The sequence below is a fragment of the Halobellus litoreus genome (genome assembly GCF_024464595.1).
In the GTDB taxonomy this organism is placed as follows: Archaea; Halobacteriota; Halobacteria; order Halobacteriales; family Haloferacaceae; genus Haloquadratum; species Haloquadratum litoreum.
The window spans coordinates 924,836-947,633 of record NZ_JANHAW010000002.1 but is presented as its reverse complement, the minus strand read 5'-3'; the positions used below and the strand labels follow the sequence as shown (position 1 = coordinate 947,633).

Sequence of the window (22,798 nt, the reverse complement as noted above, 5' to 3'; positions counted from 1 at the left end):
TGCATATATACGACCGATGAGCAAGATCACGTTCCGCGCCGACGACGACCTCGTCGAGCGGTTGGAGGCGCTCGACACCTCCAAGTCCGAGGCGATGCGCGAGGCGCTGCGCACGTACCTCGACGGCGCGGATCGTGACGACGGCCCGTCCGACGCGGGCGGATCCGAGCAGCCGATCGATCTCGACGGGGAGTCGTCACCGTCGGAGCGATCCAGCGACTCCATCGACGACCTCGTTCGGGAACGCGTCGACGAACTCGTCGCGGATCGGCTCGACGACCGGTTCGGCAGGACCGCCCCCGCCGGCCGAGCGCAGGACCTCAACGTCAACATCACCCTCGACGGCGTCAGTGCCGAGGAGACGGTCGCTACCGACGAGTCGTCGGCAGCGACGACGTCCGAAACGGAACGTAAGACACGGGGCGATGGCGTCGACGCGGACGCCGGTGCGAAGACGTGCGACAAGTGCGGTGCACGCGTCGACGGCGATCACGTGTACTGCCCGAACTGTGGAGAGAAGGCCTCCCATCGGGTGTTCTGCGAGTGCGGCGACGAGCTCAGATCGGACTGGGCCTTCTGTCCCAGCTGCGGCCGTCGGACGTCGGCAGCAGACGTGCTGGAACGCACGTAAACGGGGCCAAGGCTACCGTATACGCGATAATACGGAGTTTGTCTTACAACGGCGTTACATTTATAAGGTATCGCTCTGTGGTAACTCTCGCGTAAGACGGTCGTCTTACAGAACCCGGCGGGGCAGGGGAGAGATCCGCTACACTCCGTTTTCGGGGGTGTAAGACATTCGCACGGATGTGCGCGCCGTCTTACCGGGGGAATGCAACTATGGAGCGTGTGACACTACGAATTCCGAAGCAGCAGATTGAGGAGGTCGAACAGATGGTCGAGACCGGGGAGTTCCCGAACCGGTCAGAGGCGATCCGCTCGGCTGTTCGAGAGATGCTCAACGAACAGCAGGCCGACGGACGCGACTCGCCGACCAAACACTGGGCCAAGGTGTAACCAATGCAAGATATAGTCAGAGAGGCGATGCAGCGCGACGAGGAGGAGCGGGACGCGAACACCGAAGCCCCGGAGGGAGACGAGTTCGGGAGTCCCCGGATCGTCATCGTCGGTGCAGGGGGTGCCGGCAACAACACCGTCAACCGGCTCTACAACATCGGCGTCGACGGCGCTGACACGGTGGCGATCAACACCGACAAGCAGCACCTCAAGATGATCGAGGCCGACACGAAGATCCTCGTCGGCAAGTCGCTGACGCAGGGTCTCGGTGCCGGCGGCGACCCCTCGATGGGCGAGCGGGCGACGGAGATGGCCCAGGGGACGATCAAGGAAGTCCTCGGCGAGGCCGACCTCGTCTTCGTCACGGCCGGGATGGGCGGCGGCACCGGGACCGGCGCGGCCCCGGTCGTCTCGAAGATCGCCAAAGAGCAGGGCGCGATCGTCGTCGGGATGGTCTCGACCCCGTTCAACGTCGAGCGAGCGCGGACGGTAAAGGCCGAAGAGGGGCTCGAAAAGCTCCGCAACGAGGCCGACTCGATCATCGTCCTCGACAACAACCGCCTGCTTGATTACGTCCCCAACCTCCCGATCGGCAAGGCGTTCTCGGTGATGGACCAGATCATCGCCGAGACCGTGAAAGGAATCTCGGAGACCATCACGCAACCGTCGCTGATCAACCTGGACTACGCCGACATGTCCACGATTATGGATCAGGGCGGCGTCGCGGTGATGCTCGTCGGCCAGACCCAGGACAAGAACAAGACCCAGGAAGTCGTCAACGACGCGATGAACCACCCGCTCTTGGACGTGGACTACCGGGGGGCTTCTGGCGGATTGGTCCACATCACGGGCGGCCCCGACCTCACGCTGAAGGAGGCAGAGGGCATCGCGAACAACATCACCGAACGGCTGGAGGCGCGCGCGAACGTCATCTGGGGCGCGCGCATCCGCGACGAGTACAAGGGGAAAGTCCGCGTGATGGCGATTATGACCGGCGTCCAGTCCGCACAGGTGCTCGGCCCGTCGACCCAGAAGCAGGCCGACCGATCCAGAGAGAGCATCGAGACGACGGAGTTCGATGCCAGCGAGAACGCTCAGTTGTCGCAGGGCTCTTCGGGGTCGACCGCGACGGGCGGCTCCTGGCAGTCCGACGGCGGCCGCGAACAGCGCGAGAAGCAGAACGGCCTCGACGTCATCCGATAGCGTCGACCGAGAGGATCGACCGACCGATCGACCCGCGCCGACCTGACCGCCGGCGCAGTCGGCGTCTCCAGTCCATCCGTTTCGTCCGTTTCGCTCTTCTTTCGATCCCAGTTTCCGGGAGTCGCTTCCGCCGCGACCCGACAGCGAGGCCGCGCAGCTGACAGTCAGACCGCTTCCAACGACTCCAGCAGCCGGCACTTCCGACAGACCTCGCGGGTCGTCTTCGAGCCGCAGCGCTCGCACTCGCGCATCTCGGCGGTCGACTCTCCGCGGTACCGGTCGGCCGCCATCGACGCGATCTCCTCGTACCCCGAGATGATCGAGTGTCGCGTTCCGGGGTGGTCCTCTTCGAGTTTCAACAGCAACTCCTGGATCTCCCCGCGGAACGCCTCCGAAGCGTGGGGGCACTCGGTGATGTGCGCCGGGAGGTCGCGCAGGTGCGCGTACAGCGCCACTTCCTTCTCGGGGATGTCTCGGAGGGGCTTCGCCCGCGGCACGAAGTGCGGCGACTCGGTACGCTCGTCGAAGGGGCCGAGGCTCGCGTCGAAGTGCTTGGCCATCTGCTCGACGTCGCCCTCGAAGACGTTCATCAGGGCGGTCTGGGCCTCGTCGTCGAGGTTGTGCCCGGTCAGGAGGATATCGGCGTCGAACTCCTCGGCGTACGTTTCGAGTAGGTCACGCCGGAAGACGCCGCAGTACGCACAGGGAGCCATTCCCTCGGGGTCGTCCTCGACGACGTCGTCCATCCGGACGTCGAACTCGTCCTCGTAGGACACGAGCTCGTGGCGCAGGTCGAGAGTCTCCGCGAGTTCGACGCAGGCCTCGACGCTCTCGTCGCGGTAGCCCTCGATGCCCTCGTGAATCGTGAGCGCGAGGATCTCGATCCGCGGGTCTCGGCCGAACGTCTCGTCGAGGATCTGTGCGAGCACGACGCTGTCCTTGCCGCCGGAGAGGCCGAGCACCCACCGCTCCGGATCGTCCGGCGACGCGTCCCTCGGGACGAGGCTGTCGCGGCGAATCCGCCGTCGGACCCGCTTCTCGACCGAGGCGCGGAAGTGCTCCTCGCACAGGTGGGCGCCGGAGTAGCCGGCGTGCATCACGGCGTCGCTGCCGCACTTGTCGCACTCCATCGATCCGGCGTTGGCGACGCTCGTGGATACGGGTTTCGTCTCGGGCGAGCGATCGAGACGCGGGGCTCGTCCCGTGCCAGCGGTGAAAAACCGGGGAACGCGTGATCGAGGGAGAGGGGGATGGGGGGGAAGGCACCCGGAGGTTGCGTTGCCCCGAGTGGTCGCCGCAGGGCGACCGGTCGATCGACACCCCCGAGGTGCCGACCGTGAGTATGCACACCGCACTCAAAATACCTCCGAAACCGCAGTGCCGGGACGCGTCGGCCTCGCAGCGGCCGCTGGCACCGCTTGCCGGCGAATCGGGACCGCACGGCCGCCGTCTGCGGTGGTGGTGGCGACTCTGTCGAAACACATTCCACCGTCCCGAACCCACTCGAGGTATGGAACGTTCGAGCGCACTCGACCGGGTCGAATCCGTCCTCGCCGCCGTCGAGGACGAGCGGTTGCCCGTTCCGGTTCGGGAAGTCTGGGTGTACGGCGACGTCGCCCTCGGTCTGGACCCGGTCGACCGACTCGACGTCTACGTCACCAAGGACCTGCTGCTCCGGAGCGAGTCCGAGACGGACACCGACTTCGAGTCGACCCACGGCGTCAAAGGCGTCGGCGGGACCGTCTCCGCGGCGTGGGCCGAGGCGAACCCCGAGTTAGTCCGGACGAACGCCAGCGGGTACGCCGCCCCCGAGAAGTGCCTCGCCGCGCACCTGCTGCCGGACGACGAGCCGGTCCACCTGGAGGTGTGTAACGCCTCTTTCGAGGACAACGTCCGACAGCGGCTGAAGGGCGCGCTCGCCCGCGACACTTACGAGGAGATCCTCGATCCGCGGGGGGTCTGTCTATACGCCGAGGGCCAGCGCTCGGCGTCCGCGCTCGAAAAGCTCCGCGGCGGCGAACTCGCCTTCCCGACGCTCCCGGACGCACTGTCGATGCTCGGCCTGGACGAGGACACCGCGGCGGCCGCCGCCGCGGCCGTCGAAGAGTACCGAGCGTCACAGTCGGGACGCAGCGTCCGCGGGGACGTCGTCTGACGTCGTCGGACGGCCGCTTTCGTCCGTCGATCCCGCGCTAGCCGCCACCGCGGCCGACGACGACGTCGAACGGGACGACCTCCGCGCGGCGGTAGGTCCCCGCTCGCATCGCGTCGATCACGTCTCGTCCCATCTCGCGCCACTCGCCCCGGAGCGCGTCGAACTCCTCGGCCGAGAGCGTCCGGCGGAGCTCCGCCTCGTGCTCCGAGAGGGCACCGCCGCTGGCCTTCCGCGCCGCCGCCGACAGCGCCGCGTCGTCGTACGGCGGTTCGGTCACCTTCCGGTGGTAGTATCGCCGGGTCCGCACCTCTGTCAGCCCTGCCTCTCGGAACAGCGACACCAGGCGGTCACCCATCGCGACGTCCGTCTCGACGCCCTCGATGTACGCCGCGCGGACGCGGCGCTCCAGTTCCACCTCCTCCTCGACGGTCGAATCGACGCCGACGTCGGCGTTGTCTGGTTCGATCGCCGCGACGAGGTCGGTCGAGAGGTCCGCGAACGCCCGGAGCGCGGCGGCGGGATCCGGGAGGTTGACCAAGAGCGCCTGACAGACGACGAGGTCGAACGAGCCGTCCGCGAACGGCGGGCGGGTCGCGTCGCCGCCGACGGCGTCGAGTCCGGTCTCCGCGCGCGCGACGCCGAGGAGTTCCGGGTCGGCGTCGAGACAGACGACCGCGGCCGGCGACTCCGCGTCGAGGACGCGAGCGAGTTCGCCGGTGCCAGCGCCCGCGTCGAGGACCCGTTTGCGGTCCGACAGCGAGAGCGGTTCCAGGGCCTCCCGGGACCCCGCCCACATCCCCTCGCGCGTCCGACGCAGATACTCTGGCGAGAACTTCCGCACGTCGCCGCGTACCGCTGGCGCAGTGAAAAGCGGGTCGGTTACCTCTCGTGGCCAGCGCCACTAGCGCCGTCGCAGCCACCGTCGGAGCCTCGCCCCGCCCGCCACGCCGACGAGTGCCGCTGCAGCGGTCCCCACGCCGAACCCGGGCGTTCCGGTCGCCGTCGTGGGTCGTTCGGAGCCGGCGGCGTCGCTTCCGCCCGTCTGCTCGTCCGACCGGCCCGAGGCCGTCCGGTTCGAGTCCGACGTCGGTGACGCCTCCGTCGTCGACTCGTCGGACGTCGTCGACAACTCGACGAGTACCCCGGCGTGATCCGAGGGCCACAGTTGGGTGCCGTCGTCGGTCGCGAACGTCTCGACGCCCAGACGGCGCGAGTCCGCACCCGTCAGATACCGCGCGAGAACGTGGTCGATCCGGCGCGTTAGCCCGTCCTCGTCGGGCGGGCGGAACGAACTCGGGCGGCAGCACGTCCCGCCGATCTCACCGTCCGTGGCGTCCGAGAGCAGCTCCGTCAGCATCCCGTAGACGCCATCGGATCTCTCGGCGGTCCCGTCACCGGATCCCTCGACCGTCCCGCCATCGGGTTCCGTCCCGCTCGGTCCGTCGTTGAGATCGCCGAGCAGGACGACCGATCCGGAGACATCCGAGAGCGCGTCTGCGAGTTCTTTCGCCTGCGCCGCCCTGACCGATTCGAGTCCCGCTTCGAGGTGCGTGTTCGCGACGGTGATCGATACCCTTCCCGCCTGCAGCGTCGCGAGCGCGTATCCCCGTTCGATCTCGACAGTTCGCTCGGCCCCGATCGGAAGCGTCAGCGACGCGTCGTAGGTCGCGCTCCGCGTTTCGGCGACCGCCACCTCGCCGTCCTCGCGGACGAGGATCGCGTCCCGGTCCGTGAGACGGACGTCGAGCGCGTCGCCGTCGACGCGACCCGGGAACTCCAGATCGGCGTTCGTCGCGACGGCTGCGGGTGCGTACGGCGCGTCCCGGGCGTCGAGAGCGTCCAGAAGCGCCGCGAGGAAGTCGACGACGACCTCATCGGCGTCGGGGTCCGCGGGGTCGCCGCCCGATCGTGGGCCGCGGCGGACGAGCGCGGCCTCCTGCACGCCGACGACCGTCGGCCGCGCCGCCGCGAGCGCGTCGGCGACGGCCGCCATCCGCGCCCGCGGTCTCCCGTTTCGGACGTCGGCGTACAGCGAACCGACGCGCTCGGGAATCGGCGCGTCGGTGTCCGCCCGCGCGATAGAGAGGAAGTCCGCGCCCAGGCCGAGGTTCTGCGTCGCGACGGTCAGTCCGTCGGCGGCGATCTCGAACGATTCGGCGTCGGTGGCCTCCTCGCCGCCGCTTGCCGCACCGCCGGGTTCGCCGCTCGCCGCGGCGCTCACAGCGCCGGCACTGAGAAGCGACGCGCCGGCGAGGGCGCGGCCGCCCGTTCGGAGCAGTTGCCGTCGGGAGCGCGGGATCTCGTCCACAGTTAGCAGTCAGTTGTGGGGCGCACCTGATGAACGTTCGGCGATTGTCGCCGAGCACTTCTCGCGACCTCGACGAGACCCCGATGGGCTCACTCCTCGCGGAGTTCGCGGACGCGCTCGATGTTCCAGGCGAAGCCCTTTCCGTCCTCGTTCGGCGTCTCCAGGACGAGCGGCACGTCGCGCAGTCCCGGATGGTTGACGAACGCGTGCATCCCGTCCTCGCCGATCAGCCCCTCGCCGATGTGGGCGTGCTCGTCTTTGTTGGTCCCGCACTCGTGTTTCGAGTCGTTCAGGTGAACGCACGCCAGGTTGTCGAGACCGACCTCGGCGTCCAGTTCCTCGACCGTCTCCTCGACGCCCTCGGACGTCGAGAGGTCGTACCCGGCGGCGAAGGCGTGGGCGGTGTCGAGACAGACTTCGAGGTCTTGGGCGCTCTCGTCGAGCACGTACCCCAGGTGTGCGAAGTCGTCGCCCATCTTCGTGCCCGACCCGGCGTCGGACTCGACGAGGACGGTGACGCCGTCTGGGACGTCGAGTTCGTCGAGCGCCGAGACTGCGTTGTCGAGGCCCTGGGACTCGCCCGCCCCCGTGTGGGCGCCCAGGTGGACGTTCACGTACGGGACGTCGAGCAGGGCAGCGGCGTCGACTTCGCGCTGCATCGAGTCGATCGACTTCTCGCGCAGGCCGTCTTTCGGCGTGCAGAGGTTCACGAGATACGAAGAGTGAATCACCCAGGGACCGACGTCGTGTTCGCGGGAGCGCTCGCGGAACGCCGCGGCGTCCTCCTCGTCGATGTCGGGGTTCTGCCACACCTGCGGGGAGTGGGTGAAGATCTGTCCGCAGTTGCCGCCGTCGTCGAGCTGCCGATCGACGGCGTTCGCGACGCCGCCGGCGATCGACTCGTGTGCTCCTACGCGCATACCCGACCCTCTCGCTGCGAAAGTAAAGCGACTTCGGAGTCCACTGCGTCGACGCTATCAGACACGCCTCAGGACCGGTCGTCAGGTCGGCGTCGGACCCACCCGTCGCTCTCGTACTTCTCCTCGGCGCGCTCTCGCGCACGGTCGAGTTCGTCGTCGGTCCACGACCCTTCTTCCGCGTCGGCCCACTCACCGAGCGCTTCCTCGACGGTAGCGACCATCTCCGCCCGCGACACGTCGGCGAGTTCTTCGACCCCGACGACGCGCTCCCGGAACCGCGCCGGATCGACGTCGTGCCCGGCGAAGACGTCGAGGTGTTCGGCGGCGCGAACGGCGTAGGTGAGCGAGCCGTGCTGCACGACGGATTCGCGGCGGCGATACTGCGCGTTCCCGCTGATCTTCCGCCCCGACGCGACGATGTCGTGGGCCGGGTGCAACTCCCGGAGGTAGCACGCGGGCTTCCAGATCTCGGGGACGGATTCGGGGACGTAGTCGGCGTCGATTCCGAGCCGCCCGAACGCGTCCAGGATCGGTTCACACAGCAAGTGGTACGCGTCCATCAGGTCTCCCGGGAGTTCTGACTTCGGGGCCACGATGGAGTAGGAGACGTCGCCGTCGACGTCGTGGTAGATGCCGCCGCCGCCGGTCTGTCTCCGGGTCACCGAGACCCCCGCCGCCGCACAGTACTCCCAGTCGACGGTGTCAGGGTCCTGTCCGTAGCCGAGCGAGAGCGTGCTTGGCCGCCAGCGGTAGGCGCGAACCGTCCGAGGACCCCCGTCCGCAGCCGTTTCCGCGGCGATTTCGTCCAGCGCCATCTGCATCGGTCCGTCGCGGGCCTCCTCGCGGATGAGCCGCCACTCCCGGTCTGCGAGTGGACCCGCCGGATCGTCGGTCATATTCGGAGACTACGGTCGACCGGGGAAAGCGGTTTCGTCGCCGGACAGCGACGGTTTAATATACCGATATTTGATTTATGTGTGGAGACGGCTGACTCGCGGGCCTTTTAGGCGTCGCCCGCAGAGTACCGGTATGGTGCGGAACGTCGCCGGCGTGATGGCCGAGCTCGAACCCGAGGATTTCTATCTCCTCTCCGGCGTCGAGCAGGGAATGCGCTTTTCGGAGTGGGTCAACCGCGGGAAACTCCCGGAGCTGTCGAACCTCTCGCCCGAGGAGGTCGAGTACCGGCTGGACCGGTGTGCGACCCGCGAACTGATCGAGCGGAAGACGATCCAGTACGAGGGCTACACCCTCACTGCCGAGGGCTACGACGCGCTCGCTCTCCGGACCTTCTCCGAACGCGACACCATCGAAGGCGTGGGCGCACCGCTCGGCGTCGGCAAAGAGAGCGACGTCCTCGAAGTCCAATCGTACCGACCACTGGCGCTAAAATTCCATCGCGAGGGGTACACGAACTTCCGCGAGGTGATGCGGGAACGCGATTACACCGCCGACAACCGGCACGTCTCCTGGCTCTACACGGCTCGAAAGGCCGCCGAGCGCGAGTATGACGCGCTGGAATCACTGTATCCCGACGTCTCGGTGCCTCGTCCGATTGATCACAACCGCCACGCCATCGTGATGGCGAAACTCGACGGCGTCGAGCTCCACCGGGCGAAACTCCCTGAAGACCAGGTCGTCGGCGTGCTCGATCTGATCCTCAGAGAGATCACCGCCGCCTACGACGCGGGCTACGTCCACGCGGATATGAGCGAGTACAACGTCGCGGTCAGCGAGTCGGGCGTGACGGTCTTCGACTGGCCCCAGGCCGTCTCGACGGATCACGAGAACGCCCGGGAGTTGGTCGACCGCGACGTCGCGAACCTACTCTCGTACTTCGAGCGGAAGTACCCCGGTTCGGTCCCCGACCTCGATCCCGACTCGATCGGCGACAGCATCGCGTCGAACGACTTCGAGACGGTTCGAGCGCACATCGCGTAACGTTTTTTTGATTACTCTCGATTGCGGAGCGGATGCCGTCTCGGCTAATAAATCGTATAGTACGATATCGAATCGGTGTCTTCAGCTGTCGGTCGCTTCGTGCTCTCAGGTCTCCGTGAACGCCTCTCGGAGACGGTCCCGCATTCCCGGATCGGGAACAGCCGAAACGCGATTTCGGGATGCTGTATGAACGTTGCTTCGACGCGCCCCGGCGAGCGCGTGACCGCGTCGGTCACGTAGTCGAACGCCCGACACAGTTCCGGAACGGATCCGGTCCGACTGCGTCGTCGTCTCGAACATCGACTCGCGGGCTGACTTCTCAGGCCAGCGGCGCTTTAGACGTCGCGGTCGGTTACGTACCCGGGGCGCACGCGAGGGTCGCGGAGCCGGTCGGTTCCGCCCGGGGCGTGGGTCCGGTCGGAAAATATCCGCAACTCGAACCCCTCGACGTCGTTCAGGAACCCGTTCGCCCGCGTCTTTTCGAGCGGGATCAGCGTCGCGTCGTTTATTCCCTCGCCGCAGTTGACGCGTTTCTCCTCGTAGGACTGCCGTTCGAGGAGCGCCACCTCGGCGCGCTCCGCGCGCCGGTCGGCCGCGGCGAGCCCCGCCACGCTGCCGCCGATGACTGCGATCGATCGCCCGACCAGACAGTACGATGGTAGCTTGCACGCAATTTCCTTTATCGTATGGCCGTCCGACGGCCGCACGGGGCTCTGCGGCGGCGTGGGACGGCCGTGGCCCTCGCTTCGAGGCGTGGTTCGGCGAGCCCGTAGCGGACGAGTACCGACCTGATTTCGACGCGGCCGTGTCTGACGCGGGCGTTACGTTCATACGCAATGACGTTCTACCTCGTTGTACGGAATGAGGCGGGATTACTTCGAGTTAGACGTCGAGAACGTCTCGTGGGTCGACGAGGAAAACGACCCCAAGAAGCCACGGGTACGGATTGACTTCCATGGTCCGAAGGAGGTGCTGGAGCATCGACTCTCGGACCCGACAGGCGGCTATCTGGACGCAAGCGAGACCGACGTCGCCTTCCGACTGCAGGACTCCCTGGACGAACCGGACGCCGCGGGCGTCGTGAGCGTCACGAACCGGATCACCGGCGATTTCGTCCTCGAACTCAACGAGTCCGCAGACGACGTGCTCACGTTCATCCGCGCCGCGCGCGAGTACGGCCACGACGCGGCGGACGCGGACGGCGGCCGCTATCGCGTCGAGGTGAGCATCGACGGCGAAGACCTCGTCACCTACGAGAAGCAGACGTTCCTCGTGTACGACGCCGACGGCAACCTCCTCCGGTCACACAGCCTGATCCCGTCGGGCGTCGAGCTCTGAGCGCCGAACCGATCTCGTTTTACTCGCGCCCCAATTACGTCGTCCCCGTGGAGAACGTCACAGACCGGGTTCGAAACCCGTTCGATATGCGCCCGTCGTGTGAGCGCTTCGTCCCGGGATACGGCGACGCCAACGCGGACTTCCACGTCGTCGGCGACCACCCCGGCGTCCACGGCGGCCTCGACACTGGGGTTCCGTTCACCAACGAATCGGGCCGTCGGTTGCAAGCGGCGCTCGCGGACGCCGGACTCCTGCGGACGACGGGCGACAGTCCGGTGCCGGCCGAGACCTTCCTCTCGTATCTGCATATGTGTGCTCCCGAGGACCGCGAGCCCTCCCAGTCGTCCTACGACGACTTGGAGCGGTTTTTCGACGCCGAACTCCGAGCGATCGCCGCCCACGTGCTCTTGCCGGTCGGTGCCCGAGCGACCGCACACGTGCTCGAAACGTACACCGCCCAGGCGTGGAAGACGGAGATCGATATGGAGGCGCTGCACGCGACGGAACTGCGCGGCAGCGGGTTCCTGGTCGTGCCGATCCGAGAGCCGGGCGAGTGGAACGAGACACACCACGACCGTCTCGTCGACGGGATCGAGACGCTCCGCTCGACGGACTACCGGCGTGAGGCCGATCTCGGCCGGTTCGGTGCCGGGAACGACCCCTATATGGTCCGCTGAGGACTGCCTGTCAGAGCGACGCGACACTCCCGGCACCGGAATGTTCCTCGCTCGGAAATGACGACGTTCGATCACCGTAGTTCGGAGATATGAGCCGACACGGACAATTACTCACTATATCTTGTCTTTCTCTGATTCAAACCCGATTAGAAAGCACGTATTATAATATTTTACGCTGATACCTGGGCGGATATTGGCTCTATCACAGCACTTTTGACGAAAAATCATAAATAGAAATCCGACGCGCGTGGTCGAATCAACCGGGCGCGTCAGGTAAGGAACTGCGAGACTGGTGCTCTTCGCAGTGGCTTGGTCAGTCAGGGGTCCGCCCGATGCGGCCCCGTTTCCTTTCGGCGGCCAAGTAGTGGGCAGCCGCTTTTCCCGACAGTGTCACAAAACGACGCGGCCGACGTCGACGAGAAAGCCCGCCGTCGCGAGGAGCGGACACACCAAGAGGAGTAGCAGGACGACGCCGTCCGGAAGCGTCACGACTGGTCCGGCCGCGAGTGCGAACAGCGGTACGAGGCCGCCGAGCGCGTACAGATACGCCACGCCGCGGCCGAACGACTGCACCACTGCCACGAGCGCCACCGCGAGCGCGACCGTCCCGACCGGAAACAGGAGCGTCAGCGGCGCGTCGACCGTCACCGATTCGAGGACGAACCGCCCCGGGGCGAGAAGTTCGTGGGTCGCTGTCAACGCCGTCATCGGGTCCGTGATCGCCGTTCGACGAACGGTCGACACCGCCCCCGCGTTCGTTCGGAGGTACTGCCAGAGACCGGCGACGTAGACGAGGCCCGCGAGCAGCACCCCGAGCCACCCGTACAGAAGAGGGGTGGACCGGATTCCCGAACGCGTCGTCGACGACGTCGTCCCCGCCGTCCCCGCGTTCGATCCGCTCGCCGCCCCGTTCCCCGCCGTTCCCCGTCCGCTGGTACCGGTCGACGCCCGCGTTCCTCGATCGGTCTGCGACGCGCCGGTACGGGCGCTCCCGGACGATCCGCGCCCGCTCCGTCTCGTCTCTTCGGAGTTGCGTTCGGTCCCTCCGGCGGTCCGTCTCGCCCCTTCCGAAGTCCGCCTCCCCTCTCCGGCGGTCTGCGTCCGCGTCCGTCCGGCGGACGTTCGTTCCCCCGCTGTCCGACGGTTTTCGGAGCGCGTCCCGGTTCCCGCGCTCGCCCCCGCCTCACTCGCGTCGCGGTCGCTCGCGGTCGCGTCCTCGCCCGCCTTCGTCGTATCTGAGCGCTCGCTCCCCGCGTCCGCACCCGTCGTCGCGTCCGTCCGCGGCCATCCTCTCGTCGGAAGTCCGTCGAGTCGCTGATTCACGTACGATTCGTGGCCCAGTCGGTCGTAGGCCGCACGTTCGGTCTCGTCGGCGAGGACCTCGTGGGCTTTCTTCAGCGTTTTGAACTGCGCGTTCGCCCGGGCGTCGTCGTTGATGTCCGGGTGGTACGTACGGACCTTCCGTCGCCACGCGCGGTCGATCTCCTCGGTCGAGGCGTCCTCGGGCACCTCCAGCAGGTCGTAGAAGTCCTCCATCCCCTGAATTCGCCGTTCGACATCGAGCGAATTGAATGTACCGACGAGGGTACCGCCCGTTTCCCCGCCCGCGTCTCATCGCCCCGTCGGCGGACCGCCGCTATGGTAACTCTCATAGTCGTTCGTCCGGTTCTCGCCGTATGGACGTCACCCGCATTCCGCTCGGAAACACGGTCTTCGAGGGGGAGAACAACGCGTACCTGGTCGACGGGGCCGTGACGACGCTCGTCGACGTCGGCATCGCGATGCCCGACGTTCGCGATGACCTCCTCGACGGGCTCGCCGCGGCCGACATCGCTCCCCCTGATCTCGATCAGATCCTCCTGACGCACTGGCACCCCGACCACAGCGGCCTGGCAGGTGAACTGCAGGAGCGCTCGGGGGCCGCGGTGCGCGCCCACGAGGCCGACGTCCCGCTGATCGCCGGCGACGAGGACGCGACTGCCGACCTGCGAGCGCTGCGGACGCGGCGCTTCGAGGAGTGGGGCGTCCCGGACGAGAAACGCGCGGAACTGCAGGCGGTTCAGTCGGGGTTCGACTCGGTGGCCGGCAGCCCCTCCGACGTCGAGTCGCTCGCCGACGGCGACCGGATACCCGCCGGTGACGGCGAGTTCGAGGTGTATCACCTCCCGGGACACGCGGCCGGGCACGTCGCGTTCGCGTTCGAGACGACGTCGGTCCGCGACGACGCCTCGGCACACGGTGACGCCTCGAAGCCCCGCGGCGACGAATCGGCCGACGAACCGCGGCTCGAGGCCTTCGTCGGCGACGTCATCCTCCCCGAGTACACGCCCAACGTCGGCGGGGCGGACCTCCGGCTCGACCGACCGCTCGCACAGTATCTGGACAGCCTCGATCGACTCATCGGCCTCGACCTCGACTACGCGTGGCCGGGGCACCGCGATCCGATCGCAGCGCCGTCCGAGCGGGCGCGAGTGATCCGCGCGCACCACGTCGAGCGCACTCGAAGAGTCGTCGACGCCCTCCGCGAACACGGTCCGGCAGACGCGTGGACGGTCAGCGCGCACCTCTTCGGCGAACTCGAAGACATTCACATCCTTCACGGCCCGGGCGAGGCGTTCGCGCACTTGGACCACCTGGAACACGCCGGCGTGGTCGACCGCGAGGGCTCCGTCTATCGGTTGGTCGACCGCGACCCCGACGTTTCGGCGCTGTTCTCGAATACGAAATACTGAAACGCCGTCGTCGGTAAGGTGACGAGTATGGAACTGCGGGTCATCGACAAGACCGAGGAGGAACTCCGCATCGAGGTCGCGGGCGAGGACCACACGTTTATGAACGTGATGAAGGGCGCGCTTCTGGAGACCGAAGGCGTCGCCGCGGCGACCTACGACGTGAACCCCGAACAGTCGGGCGGACAGACCGAACCGATCCTCTCGATCAAGACGGAGGCCGGCGTCGACCCCCTCGACGCGCTCGAAGACGCCTCCCGCAACGTCCAGACGATGGTCGAAGACTTCTCCGCGGCGTTCGAAGCCGCAGCGTAGCCGCGTCTTGGTAGCCGCGGAAGCGACGTAGTAGCAGTAGTAGCCGTTCCGTGGCTCTCTGCGGTCAGGCGATCCGGTATGACGCCGACCGCGAGCCTTACAGCCGGACGGGGACGCCGCGCTCGTCGAGGTACTCCTTCGTCTCCTGGATGCTGTAGTCGCCGAAGTGGAAGATCGACGCCGCGAGGCCGGCGTCCGCGCCCGCCTCGGTGAACACCTCGTACATATCCTCCGGACCGCCACAGCCCGAGGAGGCGATCACGGGCGTCGAGACCGTATCGCAGACGGCCTTCGTCAGCGGGATGTCGTAGCCGTCTTTGGTCCCGTCGGCGTCGATAGAGTTGACGAACAGTTCGCCCGCGCCGCGGGACTCCGCCTCGCGCGCCCACTCGACGACGTCGACGCCGGTGCCCTCGCGGCCGCCCTTGACCGTGCACTCGAACCAGCAGGACTCGCCGTCGACCTCGGCGTAGTACTCGCCCGCCTCGTCGAAACGCCGACGCGCGTCGACGGAGATGACGATGCACTGGGACCCGAATGCGCGGGCGCCCTCGTCGATCAGGTCCGGATTCTCCAGCGCCGCGGTGTTGATCGAGACCTTGTCCGCACCGGCCCGGAGCGTCTCCTTGATGTCTTCTTTCGTCCTGATCCCGCCGCCGACCGTCAGCGGAATGAACACCTCGTCGGCGACGCGCGAGACCGTATCGAGCATCGTCTCCCGGCCCGCTGCAGAGGCGGTGATGTCGAGGAAGACGAACTCGTCCGCGCCGGCCTCGTTGTACCGCTTCGCCATCTCGACGGGGTCGCCGGTGTACTCCAGGTCCTCGAAGTTGACGCCGGTGTAGACGGCGGGGTTCCCGTCGTCGTCGAGGTCGACGTCGATGCAGGGGATGATCCGCTTCGTGAGCATTTGTTGCCTGATCCTTCGCGGATGGACCGCTTGATGGTTTCGACTACGACACCGCTTCGGAAACGTCCGATCCCGTCCCCCCGCGTGCGAAAGTTTATATATCCGAGCGGAGCCAGAGCCCCCGTGAGTTGACCTCGGCCGCGGCGCGAGTAGCGGGTGCGCGACACACCGCGCCGCGACGGTCCCGTGTCGCCTGTTCGCCCAAACGGAGCGGACGCTCTGTCGGTCCGATAGTCGGCGTTAGAGGTCGTAGACGCGCGCCTCCCACGGTCGAAGATCGAAGGATCCGGTCGCCGCGCTCCGAACGCGGTCCGTCCCGTCCAAGTCGTAGTTCGCGATCACGACGCTCGGGTCCGCGTCGGCGACGATGTCTGCCGGGAGTTCGAACTCGGTCGCCGTCCCGGAGAAGTTGAGGGTCACCAGCCAGCGCTCCTCGCCGAGCGTTCGGGTGTACGCCCAGACCGATTCGTGCTCCCGCAGGTAGGGGTCGTAGTCGCCGTAGACCATCACGTCGTGTTCCGCCCGCAACTCGATCAGCCGCCGGTAGTAGTGCCACACCGAGTCCGGATCGTCGCGCTCGTCGGCGACGTTGATCTCCGCGTGGTTCGGGTTCACCTTGATCCACGGCTCCCCGTCGGTGAAGCCGGCGTCAGCCCCGTCAGACCACTGCATCGGGGTTCGAGCGTTGTCGCGGCTGTTCGCGCGGACGCCTTCGGCCACGCTCTCGAAGGAGTCGATCTCGCCGCGCTCGATCGCCCGTCGGACCGGATTCAGCGTGTCGACGTCGCGGAACTCCGAGAGCGACTCGAAGGGGACGTTCGTCATCCCGAGTTCCTCGCCCTGGTAGACGTAGGGCGTTCCCCGGAGCGTGTGGAGCAGCGTCGCCAGGAGCTTCGCCGACTCCCGACGGTACTCCCCGTCGTCGCCGAAGCGCGACACCGCGCGCGGCTGGTCGTGGTTGGCGAAGTACAGCGAATTCCATCCCTCGTCGGCGAGCCCGTCCTGCCATCGGTCGAAGACGGCCTTCAGATCGGTGAGATCCCACTCGCTCGTCTCCCACAGCTCTTCGCCCCGGTCGAGGAGCATATGCTCGAAGTGAAACAGCATCGAGAGGCCGTCGCGGTCCGGTCCCTGTCCCACGTATTGCCGGGCGTCTTTCATCGGGAGTTCCTCGCCGACCATCTCGCCGACGGTGAGGAGGTCCGGAGAGAGCACGGCCTCGCGCATCTCCCGGAGGTACTCGTGGACGCGGGGACCGTTCGTAACCCGATCGATCGTTTCGATCCCCCGGTCGGGGTCGGTCGACGGGAGCCCCGGCGGCTTCGAGATGAGATTGATGACGTCCATTCGGAACCCGTCGATGCCCTTCTCGAGCCACCACGCCATCGTGTCGAACACCTCCTCGCGGACTCGTTCGTTCGTCCAGTCGAGGTCCGGTTGCTTCTCGTCGAACAGGTGGAGGTACCACTCTCCCGTCGCCTCGTCGTAGGTCCAGGCGGGGCCGCCGAAGAACGACTCCCAGTCGTTCGGCGGTGCCTCCCCGTCGGGACCCGCTTCTGCCGACCACGGAACGGCCTCGGCATCCCTTCCCTCGCGCCAGAAGTACCAGTCCCGGTACTCGCTCTCCCGCGACTCTCTCGACTGTCGAAACCACGCGTGCTCGTCGGACGTGTGATTCACGACGAGGTCCATCACGAGCCGGATGTCCCGATCGTGGAGTTCAGCGAGGAGGGCCTCCCAGTCGGCCATCTCCCCGAACTCAGACGCGATCGAACGGTAGTCCGCGATGTCGTAGCCGTTGTCGGCGTTCGGCGATTCGTAGACGGGGTTGAGCCAGACGACGTCGACGCCGAGGTCGTCGAGGTAGTCCACCCTTCGAAGGATGCCCGGGATGTCGCCGACGCCGTCGCCGTCGCTGTCGTTGAAGGATCTGGGATAGATCTGATAGACGACCGCCTCCTTCCACCACCGCCGGGTTTCGCCGTTCGGAAGTGTCTCGGCCTCGTCTGCGTTCCCGCCGGATTCCCCGACTCCGTCGTCGCGGTCTCTGTCGGTCATACGCCCGCAACACGCCGGCGATAATTAGGTGTGGCTGGTTCGACGCCGCACGCTCGACGCCGATTCGGGAGCACTTTAGTAGGCGGTGGTCTACACGTCGGGTATGGCCGATCACGACGATCACGGACACGACGATACCCACGGGAGCGAACTGGTGGACGTACGCGTCACCTCGCCGATGCAGCAGTTCGGGATGAGCCAGGTCACGACGGGGCTTCTCGTCCTCGTCGTGGGTCTGGCAGTCGTCTTCGGCGTTCCGTTCCTCCTCGGCTGAACCGGCGCGAACGAGCGATCCCCGTTTTCGTCCGAGTCAGTCCAGTTCCGTCGCGAGCACGTCGCGCAGTGACGCGATCGTCTCGGCGTCGACCGCGAGCTTCGTCCCGTCAACCGAGAGCGACAGCGTTCCGTCCTCCGTCGCTTCGCCCAGCGTCGTTACCGGCGCGACGCCGTCGAAAGCCTCTTCGACCGCGTCGGGGTCTGTGGTCTCGACGATCGCCCGTCCGGGTGTCTCCTCGAAGAGCGCCACAGGGTCCTCGACGGCGACGTCCGCCCCGCTCTCGGCCGTGACCATCTCCGCGAGCGCGACCGCGAGGCCGCCGTTGCTCACGTCGTGAACGGCGAGCGTCGGGTCGGCGTCGGCGACCGACGCGAGCGTCGTGACGACGTCGCTGGCGTTCTCCGGCAGCGTCGGGAACCGATCCGATCCACCCACCTGTGCGAGCAGTTCCGAGCCGCCGAGCGCGTCGCTCTCGTCGCCGACCAGGAGGACCGTCCCCTCACCGTCGAAGGCGGCCGGCGGGGCGTCGTAGCCCTCCTTCGCGCCGACCATCGCGAGCGTCGGGGTCGGCGGGATCGGGCCGGCGACGGAATCGTTGTACAGCGAGACGTTCCCACCGACCACCGGGACCGAGAGGTCGCGGCACATATCCGCGAGCCCGTCGACGATTCCCTTGAAACCGCCGTAGACGTCCGGTTTCTCGGGGTTGCCGCCGTTCAGACAGTCGACCGCCGCCAACGGCGTCGCGCCCTTGGCGGCGAGGTTCGTCGCGTTCTCCAAGGCGACGGCGCGGGCACCGTCGTAGGGCGCGCAGTCGGTCCACGCGGGAACCGCTCCCGCTGAAATTGTGAGGCCCGTCCCCGCCTCCCGGATCGCGAGCACCGCGGCGTCGTCGCCGGGGAGCAGCGCCGTCCGCGCGCCGACCTCGTGGTCGTACTGGCGGTAGACCCAGCGCTTCGAGGCCGTGTTGGGCGCGCTCACGACCGCCTCGAACGCGGATTCGACGTCGACATCGGGGCGGTCGGGTTCGGGCTGGGTCGGTTCGACGGAGTCGAGGTCGTTCATCGGCGCGCCGTCCGCGAGGAACTCCGGCGGCACGTCGACGACCGTCTCACTGTTGAAGCGACATACGTAGTTCCCCTCGGAGACCTCGCCGATGACCGAGCAGCCGAGGTCGTAGCGCTCGGCGATGTCCGCGACGGCGTCGACGTCTTCCGGTCGGACCTCGTAACACATCCGCTCTTGGGACTCCGCGAGGACGATTTCCAGCGGATTCATATTCGGCTCGCGCTGGTGGACCCGGTCGAGGTCGATCCGCGCGCCGAAGCCGCCCTTCGCGACGAGTTCGGAGGACGCGCCGCCGAGACCGGCCGCGCCCAGGTCGCGTGCCGACTGGATCAGGCCGGCGTCGATCAGGTCCTCGTTGGCTTCGATCAGCAGTTTCTCCGAGTAGGGGTCGCCGACCTGGACGGCCGGCCGATCCTCCGTCTCGGCGTCCTCTGCAAGGTCCTCGCTGGCGAACGAGGCTCCGCCGAGGCCGTCGCGGCCGGTCGCGTTCCCGACGAGCACGAGTTTGTTGCCCGCCGCCTGCGCCTCGGCGGTCACGAGTCGCTCCTCGTCGACCAGACCGACGCAGGCGACGTTGACCAGCGGGTTGCCCTCGTAATCGTCGTGGAACTCGACGCTGCCGCCCACGGTGGGAACGCCGATGGCGTTGCCGTAGTCGGCGATCCCCTCGACGACGCCGTCGAGGAGGTAGCGGGTGTGTTCGCGGTCGAAGCCGCCGAAGTAGAGACTGTCCGTCAGGGCGATCGGATACGCGCCCATCGAGAGCGTGTCGCGGACGATGCCGCCGACGCCCGTCGCCGCGCCGTCGTAGGGGTCGACGTACGAGGGGTGGTTGTGGCTCTCGATCCCCATCGTGACGTACGTCTCCGAATCGGATTCGCCGTCGTTGTCCGGGAGGCGGACGACGGCGGCGTCGTCGCCCGGGCCGACGACGACCTGGTCGCCCTCCGAGGAGAACGCGGAGAGGAGGGGTCGCGACGAGCGGTACGCGCAGTGTTCGCTCCAGAGGTTCTCGAACAGCGCGGCTTCCGTCGAGGTGGGGTCACGCCCGAGTTCGGCCGTGACGAGTTCGCGATCAGAGTCCGGCAGGCTCATTCACTTCCCTGTTCAAGAAGGGCAGATTAATGCTTTTCTGTGTGCACGGACGTGTATTCTACTCGCGATTGACGGCTCGCCAGCGACGCCGCTGTCCGGCGGGGACCCGGGCGCGCGACGCCGACGAGCGGATCGGGTCGCTTTTTTAATCTCGACGACTATCCTCGGCTGTGCTATCGGTCGAGCTGCACGCGCACTCGTCGCTGTCGTACGACGGCCGCGACCCCGTCGAACTGCTCTTAGCGCAGGCGCAGGCGGTCGGGCTCGACGCGCTGGCGGTCACGGACCACGACGAGATCGACGCGAGCCTCGAAGCCGCGGAACTGGCCCCGGAGTACGGGCTCGTCGGGATTCCGGCGATGGAAGTGACGTCCGCCGCGGGACACGTTCTCGCGTTCGGTATCGAGGAACTCGTCCCCGCCGGTCTCTCGTACGACGAGACGCTCGACCGCATCCACGGACAGGGCGGCATCGCCGTCGTCCCGCATCCGTTTCAGTCCTCTCGACACGGCGTCGCCGCCCACATCAGCCGCGACCAACTCGCCGCCGCCGACGCCATCGAAGTGTACAACTCCCGGCTGTTCACGGGCTGGGCCAACCGGAAGGCCAAGCGCTTCGCGACCGCCCGCGAACTGCCGATGACCGCCGGCAGCGACGCCCACATCGGCGAGATGGTCGGACAGGCCGTCACCGAGGTCGCGACCGACGACCGCTCCGCCGAGGGGATCCTCGACGCTATCGTCGCGGGGAAGACGAGCGTCGTCGGAAGCCGGACGCCCTGGCGGATCTCCTTCCGCCAGTTCGGCGGCGGGGTCAAGCGCCGGATCAAGCGCACCGTCTCGGACCTCGTGTAGATGTCGGGCGACCGCGGACCGCCGGCCCACCGCCCGGCGCTCGACGGGGCCGATCCGGACACGGTTCGAACCGCCATCGAAACGGGTGAGCCGCTGCCCGGCACTGGGGGGTTCGCGGGCGTCGTCGACGGCCGACTCGTCCGCGACGCGCTCGGCCGGCGGCCGCTGTACGTCGAGCGCGACGACCGCTCGTCGTGGGCGTTCGACCCGGGGACGCGCTCGGATCCTGTCCCCGTCCCGGCGGGGACAGTCACTCCGCTCGGGGCTTTCCCGGCCGACACGCCGGACGGCGACGCTCGCTTCTGGACGCTTCCCGACCCCGAACCGAACGGCGACGACGGCGGCGCGCTCCGCGCGGTCCGGGAGGCGGTGCTGGATCGGACGCGGGCCGTCGGTGTCCGATCGGACACTGCGGGGGATCCGGCCGACGTGGCCGTGGCCTTCTCCGGGGGCGTCGACTCCGCGGTCGTCGCCGCCGGCGTCCCGGACGCGCCGTGTTACGTCGCCGGCTTCGAGGGCTGTCACGACGTCGCGGCCGCGCGTGAGGCGGCCGCGGCGATGGACCGGGACCTCCGCGTCGTCGAACTCACGCACGACGACCTCCGTGAGACGATCCCGGACCTCGTCGCGGCGATCGGCCGAACGAACCCGATGGACCTCTCGATCGCCCTGCCGCTCTACCTCGTCGGCGAGCGCGCCGCGGCCGACGGCTTCGACCGCCTCGCGCTCGGGCAGGGCGCGGACGAACTGTTCGGCGGATACGCCAAGGTCGAGAAGGCCCCGGCGGACCCGCGCGTCGACGCCGACACGGTCCGCGGTGCGCGCCGGGAGGTCCTGACGACGATCCCCAACCAGATCGACCGCGACGTGGTCGCGCTCCGCGCCGCCGGCGTCGACCCGGTCACGCCGCTGCTCCACGACGACGTCGTGTCGGCGGCGCTGGAGCTCCCGGGCCACCTGCTGGTCGACGACGGGCAGCGGAAAGTCGCGCTGCGGGCGGCCGCTCGCGACGTGGTTCCGGAGTCGGTTCGGACGGCCGACAAGAAAGCGGTCCAGTACGGGACCTATGTCTCCCGGGAGCTGGATCGGTTGGCCCGTCGCGCGGGGTTCAAACGCCGGATGGAAAATCACGTCGAGCGCTACGTCCGCGAACTCGTCGGCGACGGCCCCGTCCGGCCGCCCGGCGACGAGGCGGGCGGATCTGGCTCCGGCGACTAACCGTCCCCGGCGGCGTGCTCGGGGAGCGCTTCGCCCGCCGCGGCCTCGATCGCCTCCAGCGAGAACTGCACCGTGTCGGGGTCGACGTCGCTCGCCCGCAGGTCCGACTCGTCGTACCACGCCCAGACGTCGGCGTCGGCCTCGTCGTCGCCGTCGGGGTCGATCTCGCGGGAGCCGACGCGGGCGTAGTAGACGTGGTCGATGTGCTGGTGGCCCACGGCCCCGTCGCCGTCGACGTTGATGTCGTAGAGCATCTGGTGTCGCGGTCGCGGGAGGGCGCGTCCGGCGGGCGCGTCGATTTCCCCGGTCCCGTCCACCAGTTCGGCGTCGAGACCGGTCTCCTCGCGGACCTCGCGCAGTCCGGCCTCGTGCGGGAGTTCGTCGCGGTCGACGTGGCCGCCGGGCGGGATGCGGATTCCGAGTCGCTCGTGGCGGTGCAGGGCGACCGCCCCGCTCTCGACGATGTAGACCGTCGCCGTGAAGTGACGCGTCGTCTCCATACCCGCCGATGCGGCGGCGTACAGGTGGCTCTTACTGTTCGAACTCGACAGCGGCAGAAGCGTCGCGAGCACGGGCCACGGTGGACTGATCGAACAGGTGACCTATAGTAGCGTTTGCAAGTCCCTACTCACTCGATCGCACGACTGCGTGCGATCGGATGAGCAATCAGTTGCAAACGCTACTATACCTACCGCGAGCGAACGCAGTGAGCGAGCGG

The 22,798-nt window shown here is 67.7% G+C and carries 23 protein-coding genes; 12 read left to right on the top strand and 11 right to left on the bottom strand.

Features of this window, described 5'->3' with window-relative positions; genetic code table 11:
- The first annotated feature begins 16 nt into the window (after positions 1-16).
- The 3 genes from NO360_RS12340 (at position 17) to ftsZ (ending at position 2,220) form a co-directional block, all read left to right on the top strand.
- Entirely contained in the window at positions 17-631 is a 615-nt protein-coding gene (locus tag NO360_RS12340) for a double zinc ribbon domain-containing protein (protein WP_256308110.1), read from the top strand.
- A 209-nt stretch (positions 632-840) separates the two neighbouring features.
- On the top strand, positions 841-1,017 hold the full coding sequence (locus NO360_RS12335) for a ribbon-helix-helix domain-containing protein (RefSeq protein ID WP_256308109.1): 177 nt from the start codon (positions 841-843) through the stop codon (positions 1,015-1,017).
- A 3-nt stretch (positions 1,018-1,020) separates the two neighbouring features.
- A complete protein-coding gene (gene ftsZ, locus NO360_RS12330) occupies positions 1,021-2,220 on the top strand; it encodes a cell division protein FtsZ (RefSeq protein WP_256308108.1) in 1,200 nt (399 codons plus the stop codon).
- Between the two features lie 164 nt (positions 2,221-2,384).
- Here ftsZ and ncsA read toward each other — a convergent pair whose 3' ends face one another.
- Positions 2,385-3,350 carry a tRNA 2-thiolation protein NcsA gene (gene ncsA / locus NO360_RS12325; protein ID WP_256308107.1) on the bottom strand — a complete coding sequence of 322 codons (966 nt, stop codon included), beginning with the start codon at positions 3,348-3,350 and terminating at the stop codon, positions 2,385-2,387.
- Positions 3,351-3,730: 380 nt separating this feature from the next.
- On the opposite strand from ncsA, the gene NO360_RS12320 reads away from it, so the two are divergent.
- Positions 3,731-4,375: a DUF7095 family protein gene (locus tag NO360_RS12320; RefSeq protein WP_256308106.1), complete on the top strand. Its 645-nt coding sequence runs from the start codon at positions 3,731-3,733 to the stop codon at positions 4,373-4,375.
- A 37-nt stretch (positions 4,376-4,412) separates the two neighbouring features.
- On the opposite strand, the gene NO360_RS12315 is transcribed toward NO360_RS12320, so the two are convergent.
- The 4 genes from NO360_RS12315 to NO360_RS12300 form a co-directional block, all read right to left on the bottom strand.
- Complete coding sequence (locus NO360_RS12315; protein ID WP_256308105.1) at positions 4,413-5,216, bottom strand: class I SAM-dependent methyltransferase; 804 nt, start codon at positions 5,214-5,216, stop codon at positions 4,413-4,415.
- A 60-nt stretch (positions 5,217-5,276) separates the two neighbouring features.
- Complete coding sequence (locus tag NO360_RS12310) at positions 5,277-6,683, bottom strand: endonuclease/exonuclease/phosphatase family protein (protein WP_256308104.1); 1,407 nt, start codon at positions 6,681-6,683, stop codon at positions 5,277-5,279.
- Between the two features lie 89 nt (positions 6,684-6,772).
- A complete protein-coding gene (locus NO360_RS12305; RefSeq protein ID WP_256308103.1) occupies positions 6,773-7,603 on the bottom strand; it encodes a deoxyribonuclease IV in 831 nt (276 codons plus the stop codon).
- Between the two features lie 68 nt (positions 7,604-7,671).
- Positions 7,672-8,499, bottom strand: a complete 828-nt coding sequence (locus NO360_RS12300; protein WP_256308102.1) for a lipoate--protein ligase family protein — start codon at positions 8,497-8,499, stop codon at positions 7,672-7,674.
- A 133-nt stretch (positions 8,500-8,632) separates the two neighbouring features.
- Between NO360_RS12300 and NO360_RS12295 the strand changes: the two genes are divergently transcribed.
- Complete coding sequence (locus NO360_RS12295) at positions 8,633-9,541, top strand: serine/threonine-protein kinase RIO2 (protein ID WP_256308101.1); 909 nt, start codon at positions 8,633-8,635, stop codon at positions 9,539-9,541.
- A 335-nt stretch (positions 9,542-9,876) separates the two neighbouring features.
- Here the strand turns inward: NO360_RS12295 and NO360_RS12290 are convergent, their stop codons facing one another.
- Positions 9,877-10,152, bottom strand: a complete 276-nt coding sequence (locus NO360_RS12290; RefSeq protein WP_256308100.1) for an NAD(P)/FAD-dependent oxidoreductase — start codon at positions 10,150-10,152, stop codon at positions 9,877-9,879.
- A 250-nt stretch (positions 10,153-10,402) separates the two neighbouring features.
- Between NO360_RS12290 and NO360_RS12285 the strand changes: the two genes are divergently transcribed.
- Both NO360_RS12285 and NO360_RS12280 read left to right on the top strand, forming a co-directional pair.
- Entirely contained in the window at positions 10,403-10,879 is a 477-nt protein-coding gene (locus NO360_RS12285) for a DUF5793 family protein (protein WP_256308099.1), read from the top strand.
- A gap of 47 nt (positions 10,880-10,926) precedes the next feature.
- Positions 10,927-11,556, top strand: coding sequence for a uracil-DNA glycosylase family protein (locus NO360_RS12280; RefSeq protein ID WP_256308098.1), 630 nt, complete (start codon positions 10,927-10,929; stop codon positions 11,554-11,556).
- A 390-nt stretch (positions 11,557-11,946) separates the two neighbouring features.
- Here NO360_RS12280 and NO360_RS12275 read toward each other — a convergent pair whose 3' ends face one another.
- Positions 11,947-13,092, bottom strand: coding sequence for a DnaJ domain-containing protein (locus NO360_RS12275; RefSeq protein ID WP_256308097.1), 1,146 nt, complete (start codon positions 13,090-13,092; stop codon positions 11,947-11,949).
- Between the two features lie 140 nt (positions 13,093-13,232).
- On the opposite strand from NO360_RS12275, the gene NO360_RS12270 reads away from it, so the two are divergent.
- Together NO360_RS12270 and NO360_RS12265 are read left to right on the top strand one after the other, a co-directional pair.
- The gene (locus NO360_RS12270) at positions 13,233-14,288 is read left to right on the top strand and encodes an MBL fold metallo-hydrolase (protein WP_256308096.1); all 1,056 of its coding nucleotides are present in this window, start codon (positions 13,233-13,235) and stop codon (positions 14,286-14,288) included.
- 27 nt (positions 14,289-14,315) lie between these two features.
- A complete protein-coding gene (locus NO360_RS12265; RefSeq protein ID WP_256308095.1) occupies positions 14,316-14,600 on the top strand; it encodes a DNA-directed RNA polymerase subunit L in 285 nt (94 codons plus the stop codon).
- Positions 14,601-14,697: 97 nt separating this feature from the next.
- On the opposite strand, the gene hisF is transcribed toward NO360_RS12265, so the two are convergent.
- Both hisF and NO360_RS12255 read right to left on the bottom strand, forming a co-directional pair.
- The gene (hisF, locus tag NO360_RS12260; protein ID WP_256308094.1) at positions 14,698-15,510 is read right to left on the bottom strand and encodes an imidazole glycerol phosphate synthase subunit HisF; all 813 of its coding nucleotides are present in this window, start codon (positions 15,508-15,510) and stop codon (positions 14,698-14,700) included.
- A 240-nt stretch (positions 15,511-15,750) separates the two neighbouring features.
- Positions 15,751-17,568, bottom strand: a complete 1,818-nt coding sequence (locus NO360_RS12255) for a glycoside hydrolase family 13 protein (RefSeq protein WP_256308093.1) — start codon at positions 17,566-17,568, stop codon at positions 15,751-15,753.
- A 103-nt stretch (positions 17,569-17,671) separates the two neighbouring features.
- On the opposite strand from NO360_RS12255, the gene NO360_RS12250 reads away from it, so the two are divergent.
- Entirely contained in the window at positions 17,672-17,842 is a 171-nt protein-coding gene (locus NO360_RS12250) for a DUF7550 family protein (RefSeq protein WP_256308092.1), read from the top strand.
- A gap of 36 nt (positions 17,843-17,878) precedes the next feature.
- Here the strand turns inward: NO360_RS12250 and purL are convergent, their stop codons facing one another.
- A complete protein-coding gene (purL, locus tag NO360_RS12245) occupies positions 17,879-20,008 on the bottom strand; it encodes a phosphoribosylformylglycinamidine synthase subunit PurL (RefSeq protein WP_256308091.1) in 2,130 nt (709 codons plus the stop codon).
- A 170-nt stretch (positions 20,009-20,178) separates the two neighbouring features.
- Here purL and NO360_RS12240 point away from each other — a divergent pair, with 170 nt between their 5' ends.
- A complete protein-coding gene (locus tag NO360_RS12240) occupies positions 20,179-20,862 on the top strand; it encodes a CehA/McbA family metallohydrolase (protein ID WP_256308090.1) in 684 nt (227 codons plus the stop codon).
- Complete coding sequence (locus tag NO360_RS12235; protein ID WP_256308089.1) at positions 20,863-22,080, top strand: asparagine synthase C-terminal domain-containing protein; 1,218 nt, start codon at positions 20,863-20,865, stop codon at positions 22,078-22,080. It begins immediately after the preceding gene.
- On the opposite strand, the gene NO360_RS12230 is transcribed toward NO360_RS12235, so the two are convergent.
- A complete protein-coding gene (locus tag NO360_RS12230) occupies positions 22,077-22,580 on the bottom strand; it encodes an NUDIX hydrolase (protein ID WP_256308088.1) in 504 nt (167 codons plus the stop codon). The genes NO360_RS12235 and NO360_RS12230 overlap by 4 nt on opposite strands.
- Positions 22,581-22,798: the final 218 nt, after the last annotated feature.

Coding starts and splice junctions, on each gene's coding strand:
- NO360_RS12255 (WP_256308093.1), bottom strand. CDS start 17,568: ATGACCGACAGAGACCGCGACGACGGAGTCGGGGAATCCGGCGGGAAC.
- ftsZ (WP_256308108.1), top strand. CDS start 1,021: ATGCAAGATATAGTCAGAGAGGCGATGCAGCGCGACGAGGAGGAGCGG.
- NO360_RS12235 (WP_256308089.1), top strand. CDS start 20,863: ATGTCGGGCGACCGCGGACCGCCGGCCCACCGCCCGGCGCTCGACGGG.
- NO360_RS12300 (WP_256308102.1), bottom strand. CDS start 8,499: ATGACCGACGATCCGGCGGGTCCACTCGCAGACCGGGAGTGGCGGCTC.
- NO360_RS12305 (WP_256308103.1), bottom strand. CDS start 7,603: ATGCGCGTAGGAGCACACGAGTCGATCGCCGGCGGCGTCGCGAACGCC.
- NO360_RS12335 (WP_256308109.1), top strand. CDS start 841: ATGGAGCGTGTGACACTACGAATTCCGAAGCAGCAGATTGAGGAGGTC.
- NO360_RS12295 (WP_256308101.1), top strand. CDS start 8,633: ATGGTGCGGAACGTCGCCGGCGTGATGGCCGAGCTCGAACCCGAGGAT.
- ncsA (WP_256308107.1), bottom strand. CDS start 3,350: ATGGAGTGCGACAAGTGCGGCAGCGACGCCGTGATGCACGCCGGCTAC.
- hisF (WP_256308094.1), bottom strand. CDS start 15,510: ATGCTCACGAAGCGGATCATCCCCTGCATCGACGTCGACCTCGACGAC.
- NO360_RS12340 (WP_256308110.1), top strand. CDS start 17: ATGAGCAAGATCACGTTCCGCGCCGACGACGACCTCGTCGAGCGGTTG.
- NO360_RS12265 (WP_256308095.1), top strand. CDS start 14,316: ATGGAACTGCGGGTCATCGACAAGACCGAGGAGGAACTCCGCATCGAG.
- NO360_RS12275 (WP_256308097.1), bottom strand. CDS start 13,092: ATGGAGGACTTCTACGACCTGCTGGAGGTGCCCGAGGACGCCTCGACC.
- NO360_RS12285 (WP_256308099.1), top strand. CDS start 10,403: ATGAGGCGGGATTACTTCGAGTTAGACGTCGAGAACGTCTCGTGGGTC.
- NO360_RS12250 (WP_256308092.1), top strand. CDS start 17,672: ATGGCCGATCACGACGATCACGGACACGACGATACCCACGGGAGCGAA.
- NO360_RS12320 (WP_256308106.1), top strand. CDS start 3,731: ATGGAACGTTCGAGCGCACTCGACCGGGTCGAATCCGTCCTCGCCGCC.
- NO360_RS12270 (WP_256308096.1), top strand. CDS start 13,233: ATGGACGTCACCCGCATTCCGCTCGGAAACACGGTCTTCGAGGGGGAG.
- purL (WP_256308091.1), bottom strand. CDS start 20,008: ATGAGCCTGCCGGACTCTGATCGCGAACTCGTCACGGCCGAACTCGGG.
- NO360_RS12230 (WP_256308088.1), bottom strand. CDS start 22,580: ATGGAGACGACGCGTCACTTCACGGCGACGGTCTACATCGTCGAGAGC.